14 protein-coding genes are annotated in these 15,084 nt (G+C 74.8%); 6 read left to right on the top strand and 8 right to left on the bottom strand.

The window, feature by feature from the left end:
- Positions 1–14 precede the first annotated feature (14 nt).
- Positions 15–980, top strand: coding sequence for an EamA family transporter (locus FGD68_RS14260; protein WP_237609594.1), 966 nt, complete (start codon positions 15–17; stop codon positions 978–980).
- Between the two features lie 135 nt (positions 981–1,115).
- A complete protein-coding gene (locus tag FGD68_RS14255) occupies positions 1,116–1,868 on the top strand; it encodes a class I SAM-dependent methyltransferase (RefSeq protein WP_104235035.1) in 753 nt (250 codons plus the stop codon).
- A gap of 62 nt (positions 1,869–1,930) precedes the next feature.
- Here FGD68_RS14255 and FGD68_RS14250 read toward each other — a convergent pair whose 3' ends face one another.
- The 3 genes from FGD68_RS14250 to FGD68_RS14240 form a co-directional block, all read right to left on the bottom strand.
- Complete coding sequence (locus FGD68_RS14250; protein ID WP_104290041.1) at positions 1,931–3,034, bottom strand: FUSC family protein; 1,104 nt, start codon at positions 3,032–3,034, stop codon at positions 1,931–1,933.
- A gap of 63 nt (positions 3,035–3,097) precedes the next feature.
- Positions 3,098–3,745 carry a class F sortase gene (locus FGD68_RS14245; RefSeq protein ID WP_237609593.1) on the bottom strand — a complete coding sequence of 216 codons (648 nt, stop codon included), beginning with the start codon at positions 3,743–3,745 and terminating at the stop codon, positions 3,098–3,100.
- Positions 3,742–5,274 (bottom strand): tyrosine-protein phosphatase, encoded by a 1,533-nt coding sequence (locus tag FGD68_RS14240; RefSeq protein ID WP_237609592.1) that lies wholly within the window; start codon positions 5,272–5,274, stop codon positions 3,742–3,744. The genes FGD68_RS14245 and FGD68_RS14240 overlap by 4 nt, the downstream gene beginning before the upstream one ends.
- Positions 5,275–5,667: 393 nt before the next feature.
- Between FGD68_RS14240 and FGD68_RS14235 the strand changes: the two genes are divergently transcribed.
- On the top strand, positions 5,668–6,123 hold the full coding sequence (locus FGD68_RS14235) for a VOC family protein (RefSeq protein ID WP_182480910.1): 456 nt from the start codon (positions 5,668–5,670) through the stop codon (positions 6,121–6,123).
- Between the two features lie 8 nt (positions 6,124–6,131).
- Here FGD68_RS14235 and FGD68_RS15565 read toward each other — a convergent pair whose 3' ends face one another.
- Positions 6,132–7,040, bottom strand: a complete 909-nt coding sequence (locus tag FGD68_RS15565; protein WP_119372929.1) for a GNAT family N-acetyltransferase — start codon at positions 7,038–7,040, stop codon at positions 6,132–6,134.
- 101 nt (positions 7,041–7,141) lie between these two features.
- Between FGD68_RS15565 and FGD68_RS14220 the strand changes: the two genes are divergently transcribed.
- On the top strand, positions 7,142–8,692 hold the full coding sequence (locus FGD68_RS14220; RefSeq protein WP_119372930.1) for an MmgE/PrpD family protein: 1,551 nt from the start codon (positions 7,142–7,144) through the stop codon (positions 8,690–8,692).
- Positions 8,692–9,606, top strand: a complete 915-nt coding sequence (gene prpB / locus FGD68_RS14215; RefSeq protein ID WP_119372931.1) for a methylisocitrate lyase — start codon at positions 8,692–8,694, stop codon at positions 9,604–9,606. Before FGD68_RS14220 ends, prpB begins: the two co-directional genes overlap by 1 nt.
- On the opposite strand, the gene FGD68_RS14210 is transcribed toward prpB, so the two are convergent.
- The 3 genes from FGD68_RS14210 to FGD68_RS14200 are packed head-to-tail and all read right to left on the bottom strand — an operon-like array spanning position 9,543 to position 13,812.
- Positions 9,543–9,764: a hypothetical protein gene (locus FGD68_RS14210; protein ID WP_147361648.1), complete on the bottom strand. Its 222-nt coding sequence runs from the start codon at positions 9,762–9,764 to the stop codon at positions 9,543–9,545. The genes prpB and FGD68_RS14210 overlap by 64 nt on opposite strands.
- A 59-nt stretch (positions 9,765–9,823) precedes the next feature.
- Positions 9,824–12,418, bottom strand: coding sequence for a polynucleotide kinase-phosphatase (locus FGD68_RS14205; RefSeq protein ID WP_119372932.1), 2,595 nt, complete (start codon positions 12,416–12,418; stop codon positions 9,824–9,826).
- Positions 12,415–13,812 carry a 3' terminal RNA ribose 2'-O-methyltransferase Hen1 gene (locus FGD68_RS14200; RefSeq protein ID WP_119372933.1) on the bottom strand — a complete coding sequence of 466 codons (1,398 nt, stop codon included), beginning with the start codon at positions 13,810–13,812 and terminating at the stop codon, positions 12,415–12,417. Before FGD68_RS14200 ends, FGD68_RS14205 begins: the two co-directional genes overlap by 4 nt.
- 152 nt (positions 13,813–13,964) lie before the next feature.
- On the opposite strand from FGD68_RS14200, the gene FGD68_RS14195 reads away from it, so the two are divergent.
- Positions 13,965–14,432: a DUF3021 domain-containing protein gene (locus FGD68_RS14195; RefSeq protein WP_237609591.1), complete on the top strand. Its 468-nt coding sequence runs from the start codon at positions 13,965–13,967 to the stop codon at positions 14,430–14,432.
- A gap of 23 nt (positions 14,433–14,455) precedes the next feature.
- Here FGD68_RS14195 and FGD68_RS14190 read toward each other — a convergent pair whose 3' ends face one another.
- Positions 14,456–15,046 (bottom strand): TetR family transcriptional regulator, encoded by a 591-nt coding sequence (locus tag FGD68_RS14190; protein ID WP_237609590.1) that lies wholly within the window; start codon positions 15,044–15,046, stop codon positions 14,456–14,458.
- Positions 15,047–15,084 lie beyond the last annotated feature (38 nt).

Genomic DNA, 15,084 nt, shown 5'->3' with positions numbered 1-15,084 from the left:
GAGACGAGCGCACCATGGAACGACGCCACCTGACCACCGGACTCGTCCTCGCGGTCGTGGCCGCCTGCTCATTCGGCCTTTCGGGCGCGTTCGTGAAGCCGCTGCTCGAGGCCGGGTGGAGCCCGGTCGCCGCGGTCGCGCTGCGGGCGCTCGTCGGCGGGCTGGTCCTCGCGCCCGTCGCGCTCGTGCAGCTGCGCGGCGATCTGCGACCCGTGCTGCGGGCATGGCGGCGCGTGCTCGGCATGGCCCTCGTGGGCGTCGCGGGCGCGCAGGTCATGTACTTCGCCGCCATCGAGAGGATCCCCGTCGGCACGGCGATCCTCATCGAGTTCATGGCGCCGCTGCTGCTCGTGGCGGTGGCGTGGGCGATGAGCCGCCGACGGCCCGCGGTGCCGGTGCTCGTCGGATCCGTCGCGGCGGCGGGCGGGCTCGCGCTCGTGGTGTCGCCGTCGGGCGGCGGGGCGCTGGATCCCCTCGGCCTCCTGTTCGCGCTCGGAGCGATGGTCGGCTGCGCCGGCTACTTCGCGATCGCGGCCCGCGGCGCCGACGGCCTGCCGCCGGTGGCGCTCGCGGCCGCGGGGCTGCTCGTCGCGGCGGTGCTGCTGGCGCTCGTGGGCATGACGGGGATCCTGCCGTTCACCGGATCCGTCGCCGACGTGGTGATGCTGGGCAGCGTCGTGCCGTGGTGGGTGCCGATGCTCGTGGTCGGCGTCGTCGCGACGGCGCTCGCGTACGGGGCGGGGATCACCGCGGGCGGCATGCTCGGATCCCGCCTCGCGTCGTTCACGGGTCTGCTCGAGGTCGCGGCGGCCGGCGCCTGGGCGTGGCTGCTGCTCGGCGAGGAGCTGACTGCGCTGCAGCTGGTGGGCGGGGTGCTGATCGTCGCGGGCATCGTCGCGGTGCGGTTCGACGCGCGGGCGGAGCTCGTGCCCGGCGCGGTCGCTCCACGCGGCACCTGCGTCGGCGCCGGCGCCAGCTGACCTCGGACCGCGCCGTCCTCCGGCCGGGGAGGCGCGGGCCGCACGGGTGAGGACCGCGGCGCATCCGGGGTCGCGGATCCGGAGGCGCCGTGGTCTCCTGGAGTTCTTTACCCCGAGCCCGAGAGGCACAGGCGCATGACCGATCCCGCCGACTTCTACACCGGCCTCGTCGCCGAGGCCTACTCGGCGCTGAGGTCCGAGGAGTTCGACCCCGCGAGGTACGCCGCCTTCGTCCGGGCGCACGCGGCACCCGCGCTCGAGGTGGCCTGCGGTGCGGGCGAACCCCTGCTGGATCTCGTGGCGGACGGCCTCGAGGTCGACGGGATCGACTCGTCCGCCGACATGGTCGACCGCGCGCGGCAGGAGGCACGTCGGCGCGGGCTGCGCGTGTCGCTCCACGTCGGGCGCATGGAGGACATGAGCCTCGGGCGCCGCTACGGGGCGATCTACCTGGCCGGCCCGTCGTTCGAGCTCCTGCCCGACGACGCGGTCGCCGTCCGTGCCCTGGCGGCCTTCCGGCGTCACCTCGCGCCGGGCGGGACGGTGATGATCCCCCTCTGGATCGCGCCGCCGACCCCGGCGGAGCAGCTGGGGACGGCTCGCGAGTCGGTGGACGCGGCGGGGGACATGCTCCGCTACACCCCGCTGTCCGAGGTGCACGATCCCGCAACGCGCACCCGGGCGACCACCGTCCGGTACGAGCGGGTGCCCCGGACGGGCCCGGTGCAGAGCATCGAGCGGACCTGGGTCATCCACTGGCAGACCCTCGAGTCCATCACCTCGGCCGCGGCGCGAGCGGGACTCGCCGTCCAGGAGGTCGAGCTGCCGTCCGGATCCGCCGGGAGCGCGTCCGGGGAGGAGTTCACCGTCCACCTGACGCCGGCATGACGGGCGGCGACGCCGGCGCGGGGGAGACGCGCGCCGCGTCCGCGTCCGCGTCGGAGCCCGCGCTACGGCGCCGGTGACTCCGCCGCGTCCACCGGCTCGAGGTGGTGCAGCACGCGCCTGAGGTGCATGGCCGTGAGGACGCCAGGGCCCATCGCCCGGCCGAGCTCCTGGGACCGCCGGTCGACCGCCTCCACGAGCAGGCGCACCTGCCGCGCGGCGTGTCCCATCGCGCGGTGGCGCTCGGGGGAGTCGGGGTCGTCGAGGTCGAGCACGCCCGCGACGGCGTGGCACGCGTCGCGGATGGGGCCCGTGACCTCGTGGTCGAGGCCGAGGGCGCCCCGCTCCTGCCAGATGGTGTCCGCGAGCGCCGCGGACACGTCGCGGACGTGGAACACGATCTGGTCCATCGCCTCGAGCCGGGCGTGGTCGATGCGCACGTCCCGCTTGTCGACGAGCGCGCGGGGGTTGCCCTTGCGGCTCTCGTCGGCCTCCGCGAGCTCGGCCCGCACGGCACGTGCCGTCCCCGCGAGGTCCTCGCTCGCGCGGATCCATTCGGCGTGCGCGGGCGGGGAGTCGGCCTCGACCGCGTCGCCGACGTCCCGCAGCCGGTCGGCCACCTCGCGCTGGAACGCGCTGATCCGCGCGCCCGCGGCCCCGCTCGACAGCTGCGGCGCGACGAGCACGTTGATGAGGAGGCCCGTCACCACGCCGACCGCCATCTGCACGAGGTAGCCGAGCGAGTACTGGTCGGCGTCCTGCCCGCCGATGATGAGCACGAACAGCGCCGCCATGGGCACGTACTCGCGTCCCGCGCCGAACCAGCCGGAGCCGGAGAGGATCACGCCGATGCCGACGATCACGGGGATCGACCACCACGACGGGCCGGTCGTGAGGATCACGGCGGTCGCGAGGGCGATGCCCGCCGCGAGGCCGAGGAGGGTCTGGAGGCCGGTGCGCGCGGATCCCATGAGGGTCGGGTACATGCTCACGAGCGCCCCGAGCGGCGCGTAGTAGGGGTACTCGTTGGCGACGCCCGGCACGAACGGCGCGACGGCCCACGCGATGCCGACCGCGAGCGCGGTCTTCGCGGCGAGGAGGAGCCGGGCGGGGGAGACGGCCGCGTGCCAGGCGCGCGCCACCTCGTGCCGTGCGCTGTCCATCCCCATGATCCGAGGCTAGCGAGGCGGGGAGCGCGCGACCGCGGCGGCCGTCGCGCGCTCCCGCCGGGATCAGGCGCGGGTGGCCTCGATGACCATGTCGTCGCGCGACGGGCTGCCGTCCGGCCGCTGGAGGCACGTGATGATGACGAGCCGGCCGGGGGTGTCCGCCCAGACCTCCGCGTCGTCGGGGAGGTCGCCCTTGGGCACGGCGCGGCGGGATCCGACCGCGTAGTCGACGCCCGCGACCTCGATCACCGCGCCGGGGGCGATGCGCGCGCTCCCCGTCCGGTCGTCGATCAGCAGGTCGCCGGGGCCGGTACCGCCGCCGCGCACGGAGTGCATCACGACGAAGACCGTGCCGGCGCCCGCGTCCTCGGGCGCGACGCCGAGGTCGCGCACGCGGTACGCGGAGGAGAAGCCCGGGGGATCCACGACGCCGCCGATCATGTCGACCGCGCCGAGCGGCACGTCGAGCCCGACGGAGGGGGCGCGGAACCGGCCGAGGCCGGAGTCGACCGACGTGGTCGCGTCGGCTCCCGCCGCGGGCGCCGGGACGTCGGCCTGCACCGGGGCGCCCGCGAGGTCGCGGGGGAGGTCGGACGCGACCGGCCACGCCCCGACCGCGGACAGCGCACCCGCGACGACGGCCGCGGAGGCGGCGACCACCCCGGCGGCGGTGAGGATCCGCCGCCGGGTCGCCTGGGGATCGGTCGTCACGGCCGGCGCGGAGCGGCGCGACGTCGCGCGCCGACCGTGCGGCCCGCGATCGCGGCGAGGCCCGCGAGGCCGAGGACGGCGAGGGCGAGGCCCGGCCACGGGTCGGCGCCGACGGACGTGCCGCCGGTCGCGACCGCGGGGCCCGCGTGGTGCGCGCCGGTCGCGGTCGCCGTGATGGCGGAGACCGATGCCGCGCTCACGGTGATGGTCGCGGGATCCGAGACCGCCTGCCCCTGCGCGTCCACGAGGGTCAGCGTGTGCGTGCCGGGGTCGGTGCCCGCCGGGATCGTGACGGTGCCGGCCGCGGTTCCGTCGGCGGCCGCGGTGACGGATCCGACGTCGGTCGGCGTGGAGTGCAGGACCACGCGGTACGTCGCGCCCGGGGTGAGGCCGGCGGCGCGGAACGCGACGGTGCCGCCCGCGGTCGGCGCGGATCCCGTCGGCAGCGCGATCTCCGCGAGCCCGGCCGTGATCCGGTACGTGCGCGTCGTGCGCCCGTCCGCCGCGGTGACCGTGACGGTGACCGTTCGGCCGTCGACCGCGACGGATGACGTGGCGGCGCCGTCCCCGGTGGTGACCCGGACGTCGGCGGCCGTGAGGGCGGGGAGGCCGACGGGAAGGGCGGCACCGGCGGATCCGGCCGCGTCGCCGAGCGGCACGGTGACGCCGCCCACGGTGATGGAGGCGGCTGCCGCGTCGTCCGAGACGAGGAGCTGCGCGCGGAGGGCGCTGATCTCCTGGTCGTCGACGCCGAGCGTGGTGCGGATGTAGGAGTCCATCCCCGCGTAGCGCGACGCGATGCCCGCCTCGAAGGTGCCCTGGAGGAGCGCGGGCTTCGCCCAGTCGACGCCGAGCTGCGTGTTGGAGAGCAGGTAGTCGTGGAGGATGTCGGAGCTGCCGACGCCGAGGATCCGGTCGAGCAGGTCGATGACGGTGCCCGTGCGGTCCATGCCGTGCGAGCAGTGGATGAGGATCGTCCCGTCCCCGGTGTGCGACGCGATGGCCCGCAGCACCTGGCGGTACGCGCTGATCATGACGCCCGGGTGGGCGGCGTCGACGTGGCCCTTGTCGACGAGGTCGCGGTACATGACCGTGTCGTCCGGGTAGTCGCCGTCGGCGCCGAACAGCGAGATCGCGACGTTCTTCGCGCCGGGGATCGGCACGTCGGGCTTCGCCTGGATCTGGCCGGGCGTGCGCAGGTCGATCACGAGGTCGACGTGGTGCGCGGTCGCGAGCGTCGCGGCGCCGGCCGCGGTGATCTTGTCGAGCGACTCCGTGCGGATCAGCCGGCTCGCGGCGACCGTGCGCCCGTCGAGGCCCGTGAACGCACCGAGCTCGCGGCCGTTGACGAGGCCGGGCACGTCGGTGATGAGGTGGTCGCTCGCGGTGGGCGCGGGCTGGAGCGCGGGGTCGGCGGCGGCGTGCGCGGCGGGCGCGCCGATGCCGACGGAGAGCACCACCGCGGCGGCTGCCGCGGTGAGGGCGCCGATGCGCGCGGGGGCGGCACGGCGGGCAGGGGGGATCTTCACGTTCGTCCTTCTGTGGTGGGGATGCGCGCGGGGTCGCGCAGGCCGGCCGCGCAGGCGCGCGTGAGCTCGGCATCAGGAGCATGGGGTGCGGCGCGACCCCGTGCATGAACGGGATGTTCTGCTTCGGTGAACTCCTCCGCGCGGGTCCCTGCCCGTGATCGGACGGCCGGGTCGACGATGTCGCTGAGCGTGCGGTGGAGCCGCCCGACGGACGGGTCGAACGTCGTCAGCTCCGGCAGGGGATCGCGTCGGCCGTCGCCCTCGTCCCGCCCGGAGGCGACCCGGACCCGGGGCACTGGCGTCTCCGATCGGGGATCGGGGATAGGGGATCGGGGATCGGGCGCGGGGACCCTCTTCCCTCAGGCAGCCGCGTCGGAGCTCGATACTGATGTCATGGCATCACCGCTCGTGTCCGACGTCGCCCACTCCGGCCTCAGCGTGGCCGACCTCGACGACGCGCTGGTGCTGTGGTGCTCCGGTCTGGGGTTCGTGCTCGAGCGCACCTTCACGCTCGACGCGGAGGTCACGGCGGCGACCACCGGCGTCCGTGGAGCGGTGATCCGCGCAGCGACGGTGGCACTCGGCCCCCACCGGGTGGAGCTGCTGCAGTACGACCCGCCGCGACTGCTCGAGTCCGCAGCCTCGCCCGCACAGGTCGGCGTGGTGCACATCGCGCTCACGGTCTCCGACCTCGATCGGGTGATCGAGCTCTGCGCTGGACACGGCTGGAGACCAGTCGGGACACCTCACCGCATGGCTAGTGGCGCCCGAGCCGGCACGCGCATCATCTACCTCGAAGGTGCCCTCGGCGGGTTCCTCGAACTGATCGCGCCCCCACAGCTCCCGTAGTCCGTGCATCACCGGCCGCGCATCGCCACCAGCCACGCGTCCACCGCGTCCTCGCGCTCGACCCGGAAGCCGGCCCGCTCGCAGAGGCGCCGCGCGGGGCTGCCCTGCAGGACGTCGAGCCGGAACGGTCGCCCGTCGTCGTGGCGCTGCATCAGATCGCGCAGCACCTCGCCGCCGATGCAGCGGCCCTGCACCGCGGGATCCAGGTAGAAGTGCTCGATCCAGCGCGCGTCGGGCTCCTCGCGGCAGGCGATGAGGCCGACGTCGCGGCCGCCGACGCGGATGACCGAGGAGCGCTCGGGTGCCCAGCCGTCGAGGAAGCGGCGGCGGACCCGCACCGGATCCCACCGGCCGAGGCGCTCGAGGTCGGGCCGGAGCGCGACGGCGCGCAGCTCGGCCATCCACGTCGCGTCGTCGGCGAGGGCGGGGCGGAGGATCCAGCGGGGGAGCGGCCCGGGCGCGGTCCGCAGGTCGCGCTGCATGCAGACGCTCGTGGGATCCGCCGCGTACGGCCCGAACCGCGGCACGTGCCGGTAGCCGCCGCGCTCGTACAGTGCGATGGCGGCGGTCTGCGGCAGTCCGGTCTCGAGGCGCATGAGGGTGGCGCCGATCGCGCGTGCGCGTTCCTCGGCGGCGGCCAGCAGCGCGCGCCCCACGCCGAGGCCGCGCGCCGCATCCGTGACGAACACGCGCTTCAGCTCCGCGGATCCATCGCCGCCGTCGACGACGGCCGCCGTGCCGAGCGCGCGGCCCGCGTCGCGTGCCACGAGGAACGTGACGTCCGGCCGCTCGAGGTCGGCCACGTCGAGCGCGTGGTAGTTCTCGGCCGGGTAGAGGGCGAGGGCGAACTCGTCGGCCTGCCGCAGCAGCGGCAGCACGTCGTCCTGGCGGGGGGACTCCGGGGCGACGGTGAGCACGCCCCAGGTTAGGACGGGCCCGGCGATGGATACGCTGGACCGGTGCCACGCGGACGAGGCCCCGAGCCCTCCGCGCCGGTGCCCCGACCGTGAGGAAGAGCATGCAGATCCACCGCGTCCGCGTCCACCGCAGCGACGAGGCCCTGCCTCCCGGGGAGCAGCTGGCGGGGCGCATCGCCGCCGTCGCCGCGGACCCGGTCGAGGTCGACGCCGAGGTCACCGAGATGATCGTCAACCGCATCATCGACAACGCGGCCGTCGCGACCGCATCGCTCACCCGCGCGCCCGTCGTCGCGGCGCGCGCGCAGGCCCTCGCGCACGGGCCGTCCACGGGCGGCGCTGGCGCGACCGTCGTGGGTGCGGATCCCGCCACCCGCGTCAGCGCCGAGTGGGCGGCCTGGGCGAACGGCGTGGCCGTGCGCGAGCTCGACTACCACGACACGTTCCTCGCCGCCGAGTACTCGCACCCGGGCGACAACATCCCGCCGATCCTCGCCGCCGCGCAGCACGCCGCCGCGGCCGGACGCCCCGACGGCCGCGCGCTCACCGGCGCCGACGTGATCCGCGGCATCGCGACCGGCTACGAGATCCAGGTGGACCTCGTGAAGGCCATCAGCCTGCACGCGCACAAGATCGACCACGTCGCGCACCTCGGCCCGTCGGCCGCCGCCGGCATCGGCACGCTCCTCGGCCTCGACGAGGGCACCGTGTTCCAGGCGATCGGCCAGGCCCTGCACACCACGACCGCGACGCGCCAATCGCGCAAGGGCGCCATCAGCACGTGGAAGGCGCACGCGCCGGCCTTCGCCGGGAAGATGGCCGTCGAGGCGATCGACCGGGCGATGCGCGGCCAGACGAGCCCCACCCCCATCTACGAGGGCGAGGACGGCGTGATCGCGTGGCTGCTCGACGGCCCCGACGCCTCCTACGACGTCCCGCTGCCCGCGCGCGGCGAGGCCAAGCGGGCGATCCTGGACACGTACACGAAGGAGCACTCGGCCGAGTACCAGGCGCAGGCGTGGATCGACCTGGCGCGTCGCCTGCACCACGCGCACCCGGTGCTCGCCGACGCGGATGCGATCGACCGGGTCCTCATCCACTCGTCGCACCACACGCACGTCGTCATCGGATCCGGCGCGAACGACCCGCAGAAGTACGACCCGCGCGCCAGCCGCGAGACGCTCGACCACTCGATCCCGTATATCTTCACCGTCGCGCTGCAGGACGGCGCGTGGCACCACGTCGACTCGTACGCGCCGGAGCGCGCCGGCCGCCCCGACACGGTGGACCTGTGGCGCCGCGTCACGACCACCGAGGACCCGGAGTGGACCCGTAGGTACCACTCCATGGATCCGGCGGAGAAGGCGTTCGGCGGCCGCGTGGAGATCCGCCTGACGGACGGCTCGACCATCGTCGACGAGATCGCCGTCGCCGACGCGCACCCGCTCGGCGCCCGGCCGTTCGCGCGCGCCGACTACGTCGCCAAGCTCCGCACGCTCGCCGACGGCGTGCTCGAGGAGACCGAGGTCGACCGGTTCCTCGCGCTCGTCGAGCGCCTGCCCGAGCTCACCGCCGACGAGCTCGCCGGCCTCACCGTGACTGCACGACCCGGCCTCCTCGACGGCGCCGGCTCCCCGAAGGGACTCCTCTAGTGCTGCATTCCACCCTCACCTCGGCCGCCAAGCGCCGCGCGTTCCGCGAGCGGCTCGCGTCAGGTGAGCTGCTCCGGATGCCCGGTGCGTTCAACCCGCTCTCGGCCCGCCTCATCCAGGACAAGGGCATGGACGGCGTCTACATCTCCGGCGCCGTGCTCTCGGCGGACCTCGGCCTCCCGGACATCGGCCTCACGACGCTCACCGAGGTGGCCGGGCGCTCGCAGCAGATCGCGCGCGTCACCGACCTGCCGTGCCTCGTCGACGCGGACACGGGCTTCGGCGAGCCGATGAACGTCGCGCGCACCGTGCAGATGCTGGAGGACGCCGGCGTCGCGGGCCTCCACATCGAGGACCAGGTGAACCCCAAGCGCTGCGGCCACCTCGACGGCAAGCAGGTGGTGGACGAGTCGACGGCGCTGAAGCGGATCCGCGCGGCCGTCGACGCCCGCCGCGACCCCGACCTGCTGGTCATGGCCCGCACCGACGTGCGCGGAGTGGACGGCATGGCCGCGGCGGTCGACCGGGCGCGCGCGCTCGTGGACGCGGGCGCCGATGCGATCTTCCCCGAGGCGATGGCGGACCTCGCCGAGTTCGAGGCGATGCGCCAGGCGGTGGACGTGCCGATCCTCGCCAACATGACCGAGTTCGGGAAGAGCGAGCTGTTCACGACGCAGCAGCTCGCGGACGTGGGCGTGAACATCGTCATCTACCCGGTGTCGCTCCTGCGCCTCGCGATGGGCGCCGCTGAGCGCGGCCTCGACGCGATCCTCGAGGAGGGCACGCTCGCCGGCCAGGTGCCCGAGATGCAGACGCGCGCCCGCCTCTACGAGCTGCTCGACTACGCGGGCTACAGCGCGTTCGACGAGGACGTCTTCACCTTCACGCTGGAGGGGAACCGCGGCGGGGCGTGATGCCCGCCGTGCTCGTCGAGGCGGCGGAGCGACCCGTCGAGCGCGAGGCCGAGGGCGAGGACGGCCAGCAGGAGCCCCATCGCGATCGACGAGAGCACGTGGCCCGCGCGCGTGAAAGCCCGCCCCGCGCCGGATCGGGCGGCGGCAGGGGCGGGCACCCGGCGAGGCTAGCGGCGGGCGTCCCGCCCGGCGCCGGAGCATCCACACGCAGCGGGGATCACAGCCGTGGATCCACCGCCTCGGACTCCATCGCGAGCACGCCGAAGACCGCCTGGTGCACGCGCCACGTCGGCTCGCCCGCGACGAAGCGCTCGACCGCCTCGACGCCGAGCGCGTACTCGCGGAGCGCCATCGACCGCTTGTGGCCGACGTCGCGGTCGCGGAGGCGGAGGAGGTTCGCGGGCTCCGTGTAGTCGGGGCCGTAGACGATGCGGAGGTACTCGCGCCCGCGGACCTTGATGCCCGGCTGGGCGAGCGCCTTCCGCCCGCGGACGAGCCCGGCGACGGGCTTGACGACCATGCCCTCGCCGCCGGCGTCCGTCAGCTCCTGCCACCAGCGGGTCGCGGCCGCCTCCGATTCCGGGTCGGCGAGGTCGACCTCGACGGACCGCGTGGGGATGACGAGGCCCGGATCCGCGTCCGCCAGCCGCCGCGCGAGAGCCAGGTGCCACGCGTGCTCGCGAGCGATGTGGGTCGCGCCCTCGGTGGCGAGGAGCTGGAACGGCGCGAGGCGCACGTCGTCGAGGCCGGCCGAGGGCGCGGCGTGCCGCCGGTACGCGGCGACGTACGCCTCCGCGTCTGCGGCGCGTGCGCGCGTGCGGTCGAGGAGGTCGGCCACGTCGATCCCGGCGGCGGCTGCCTGCTCGAGCGTGCGGACGGCCGCGGGCAGCGCGGCCGTCGCGGCGGCGCCGACGGACGCGTACTGGTCGCGGATCAGCGGCCCCGCCTTCACCGACCACGGCAGCAGCTCCGCGTCGAGGAGCAGCCACGACGTGTCGAGCTCCGCCCAGAGGCCGGCGGTCTCCACGGCGGCGTCGAGCCGGGCGAGCAGGGCGTCCGTGTCGTCTGCGTCGAAGAACGGGCGGCCCGTGCGCGTGTGCACGACGCCGCGCCAGCCCGCGGGTGCGCCGAAGCGGGCGGGGTCGCGGGTGAGGAGCACGACCGCGCGGGATCCCATGTGCTTCTCCTCGCAGATCACCCGCTCCAGGCCGTCGCGGCGGTACGCCTCGAACGCCTCGGCCGGGTGCTCGAGCACGTCGTCGCGGGACGAGGTCGCGGGCGGGCTCATCGTCGGCGGCAGGTACAGGAGGTGCCGCGGGTCGACGGCGAAGCGGCTCATGGTCTCGAGGGCGCCGGCGGCGGCGTCCTCGCGGATCCCGACCCGGCCGAAGGCGCGCGTCTCCACCACCTGCTTCCCGAGCACGTCGTCGATGCGGAGCAGGCCGGGGGCGCGCGCGTCGGCCGCGGCGGATCCCGAACCGGATGCGGCGGCGGAGGGCGAGGCGTACCGGCGGCCGAGCGGCACGGTCGGCTCCGACCAGACGCGCTCGGCGGGCACGGCGACGACCTCGCGCTCGGGCCAGCGGAGGGCGCTGAGCTCGCCGCCGAAGACGCATCCGGTGTCGAGGCACATGGTGCCGTTGACCCACTCGGTGCCGACCCCCGCGACGTGCCCGTAGAGCACGGTCGCGGATCCGCGGTAGTCGAGCGCCCAGTCGCGGCGCACGGGCAGGCCGTGCTCGTCGGTCTCGCCGATCGTGGCATCGCCCCAGAGCGCGAACGCGCGCACGCGACCGGACGCGCGGCCCTGGTACGCCACGATGAGGCCGGCGTGCGCGACGACGAGGTCGCCGCCGTCGAGCACCAGGTGCGAGACGAGCTCGCGGCAGAAGCGCTCGACGTCCGTGCGGAACGCCTCGTCCTCCTCGGCGAGCTGCGCCAGCGATTCGGCCAGGCCGTGCGCGACCTGCACCTTCTTCCCCTGCAGCGCCTTCACGAGCTTGTCCTCGTGGTTGCCGGGCACCGCGAACGCGTGGCCGGCGCGCACCATGCCCATCGCGAGGCGGAGCACCCCGGGGGTGTCGGGTCCGCGATCCACGAGGTCGCCGAGGAACACCGCCCGCCGGCCCTCGGGGTGCGCGGCGTCGACGGGTCGGCCCCGCTCGTCGCGCTGGATCTCGTAGCCCAGCTCCCCGAGCAGCGTCTCGAGCTCCGCGCGGCAGCCGTGCACGTCGCCGATGGCGTCGAAGGGACCGCGCTCGTGGCGGAGGTCGTTGAGGAGCGGAGCGACCGTGAAGCGCGCCGCGGCGATCTCGTCCACGCCGCGGAGCACGTGCACCTTCCGGAAGCCCTCGCGGCCGAGGCCCTTCAGCGACCGCTGGAGCTGGTCGTGCTGCCGCTTCACGACGGAGGCGCCGAACGAGCGATCCGTGCGGGCGGCGTTCCGCTCCACGCACACGCCGACCGGCACGTCGAGCACGATCGCGACGGGCAGCACGTCGTGGTCGCGGGCGAGCTGCACGAGGGACCGCCGCGACTCGGGCTGCACGTTCGTGGCGTCGATCACGGTCATCAGCCCGCGGCGGAGGCGGTGCGCGGCGACGTGCCGGAGCGCCTCGAAGGCGGCCGACGTCGCGCTCTGGTCGTTCTCGTCGTTCGAGACGAGGCCGCGGAACACGTCGCTCGACAGCACCTCGTAGGGGCCGAAGTGGGTGCGGGCGAAGGTGGACTTGCCGGATCCGCTCGCGCCGACGAGCAGCACGAGCGACATGCGCGGGATGGGGAGCGGATCCGGGGCGGTCGAGTCGGTCATCGCGTGGCCTTCCGGAACAGGGCGAGCTGGGTGGGGGAGCCGTGGACGGGATCCGCGTCGCCGACGGGCCGGATCTCCACGCGGTAGCCGTGGCGGCCGGCGACGCGGTCCGCCCACGCGGCGAACTCCGCGCGGGTCCACTCGAAGCGGTGGTCGGGGTGGCGGAGGGCACCGGCGGCGAGGCCCGGGTAGAGCGCGTTGTGCTCCGCGTTCGGGGTCGTGACGATCACGGCGGCGGGCGACGCGGATCCGAACACGCTCGCCTCGAGGGCCGCGTGGCGGTCGGGATCCACGTGCTCGATGACCTCCATGAGCACGATCGCGTCGAGGCCGGCGATGCGCGGATCCTCGTAGGTCGCGGACGACTGCAGCAGCCGGATCCGCTCGCGCACCCGGTCGCTCGCCTCGCGGAGGTCGAGCCGGCGGGCCGCGGCCTCGAGGTCGGACGCGGAGACGTCGGTGCCGATGATCGTCGTGAACGCGGGATCGGCCACCAGGTGCCGCAGCAGCGCGCCGGACCCGCAGCCCACGTCCGCGACCGTGCGGGCATCGAGCTCCGTGAGCACGGCATGGACCGCCTCGGCGCGCAGGCGGGCGAGCGAGGGGGAGCGCGGCGCGGGGGGATCCGTGGCGGGAGCGGCGTCCGTGGGCGCATCGGACCCCGCATCGAGCAGCTCGTCCGCCTCGCCCACGAGGTCACGCTGGTGCGCGAGGTAGCGGCTGGTGATGAGGTCGCGCGACGGGTGCTCGGCGAGCCAGCCGTCGCCGGCGCGCATCAGCTTGCCGACCTCGTCGTCGGACACCCAGTAGTGCTTCCCGTCGTCGAGCACGGGCAGCAGCACATAGAGGTGGCGGAGCGCGTCGGCGAGGCGGACCTCGCCCGTGAGCACGAGGTCGACGTAGCGGGAGTCGCCCCAGGCGGGGAAGGCGGGATCCAGCGGCACGGGCGTCGCCTCCACCCGCCAGCCGAGCGGCGCGAACAGCTCGCGCACGAGGTCGGCGCCGCCCTGCGCGGGCAGGGCGGCGACCGTGATGCGGAGCGGCAGGGTGCCCGCCGCCAGCTCGGGGAAGGTCTCGCTGCGGCCGCCCATCGCCGTGCGGAACACGTGCCCGAGCGCCACCGCGAGCATCGACGACGACGCGTACGGCCGGTCGTTCACGTAGTGCGCGATGCTCGACGCGCCCGAGCTCCGGAAGCGCGTGGAGCGGACGAGCGCGATCGGATCCACCTCCAGCAGCAGCGCCACCGTGCACCTATCGTCGGTCGCCTCCGGGTAGAGGACGTGCGCGGTGCCGACCGCGAGGTCGAAGGACTGCGCCTTGGCCGGGTGCTTGCGGAGCAGGTGGCTGAGGTCCGACGCCGAGGGCGCGGTCGAGGTGAGGGTGATGAGCACGGCGGACTCCCTGGTGGGCGGATGCGACCCGGTGCGGAGGCCGATGCCCACCGTAGCGATCGGGCGATCCCCGCAGGGCTGCGTGACACGGCCCCCTCACCGGGAGTTCCGTCCCGTGCGCGGCCCGTGGTCGACTGGTCCTCGGAGGGCCCATGCGACGAGCACGAGCACGAGAGGTCGCGCCGCCGATGCTCGATCCCGCGGATCCATCGGCCGCACCCCGCCCCCGCCTGCTCCTGCGCGCCGCGCTCCTCGGCGGGATCCCGCTCGTCGCCATGTCGGCGATCGGCGCGCACCTGCTCGCCTCCGGGCAGGTCGCGAATGGCCGCTCGACACTCGCGGTGGGCGTCATCGTCGCCGCGACCGCCGCCGGCTCGCTCCTCTACCAGGTGCCCGGCTGGAGCCTCCCGCGGCAGTCCGTCGCCCACTTCGCGCTCATGCTCGTGACCGTCCTGCCCGCGCTCCTCCTCAGCGGCTGGTTCCCGACGGACACCGCGGGCGGCGTGCTCGCGGTCGTCGGGATCTTCCTCGCCGCCGGCCTCGTGCTCTGGACGACGCTCTTCTTTGTGATGACGGCGGTCGAGCGGGGTCGCGCGCGGCGATCGGTCGCCGGCCCGTAGCAGCGCGGATCCGCGGGACCGGATCAGCCCGTCGTCGCTCCGCCCGCGCAGAGCCCGTCGCGCACGTGCGCCGCGAGGGCCGCGCGACGCCGGGCGTGGAGGGCCGCCGGGTCGTCCGCCGTCGCGACCGTCGTGATGGAGACCTGTGCCCAGCTCGCCGCCGTCGCGATGAGCAGGGTCCAGACGTCGTCGGGATCGAGGTCCGCGCGGATCCGGCCGGAGGCCTGGGCCGCGACGATGTCGCGCCGGTGCTCCGCGTCGTGCCCCTCGAGGCCCGGGTAGAGGTACCCGGCGCCGTCGCGTTCGAGCCGCTTCCACATCACGAGGCGGGCGAGCGCGGGATCGGCGAGGTAGTCGTCGTAGAGGCGGCCCGCGTAGCCGGGCAGGTCGTCGGCCGTGAAGGGGACGCGGTCGCCGTTCGCGATCACGTGCTCGGCGAACACCGCGTCGAACAGCCGGTCCTTGCCGCCGAAGTGCGAGTACAGCATCGGCTTGCTCATGCCGGACGCCTGGGCTATCCGGTCGACGCGCGCCCCGGCGATGCCGCGGGCGGCGAACTCCTCCGTCGCGGCGTCGAGGATGCGCTGGCGCGTGCGGTCGGCGTTCGAGGTCATCCGTCGAGCATAGGGAGCTACCAACTAGTAGGTAGAGT

The organism is Clavibacter californiensis (assembly GCF_021952865.1).
Classification (GTDB): Bacteria; Actinomycetota; Actinomycetes; order Actinomycetales; family Microbacteriaceae; genus Clavibacter; species Clavibacter californiensis.
Note: the sequence above shows the minus strand (reverse complement) of the source record. Positions and strands in the feature narration are given on the sequence as shown.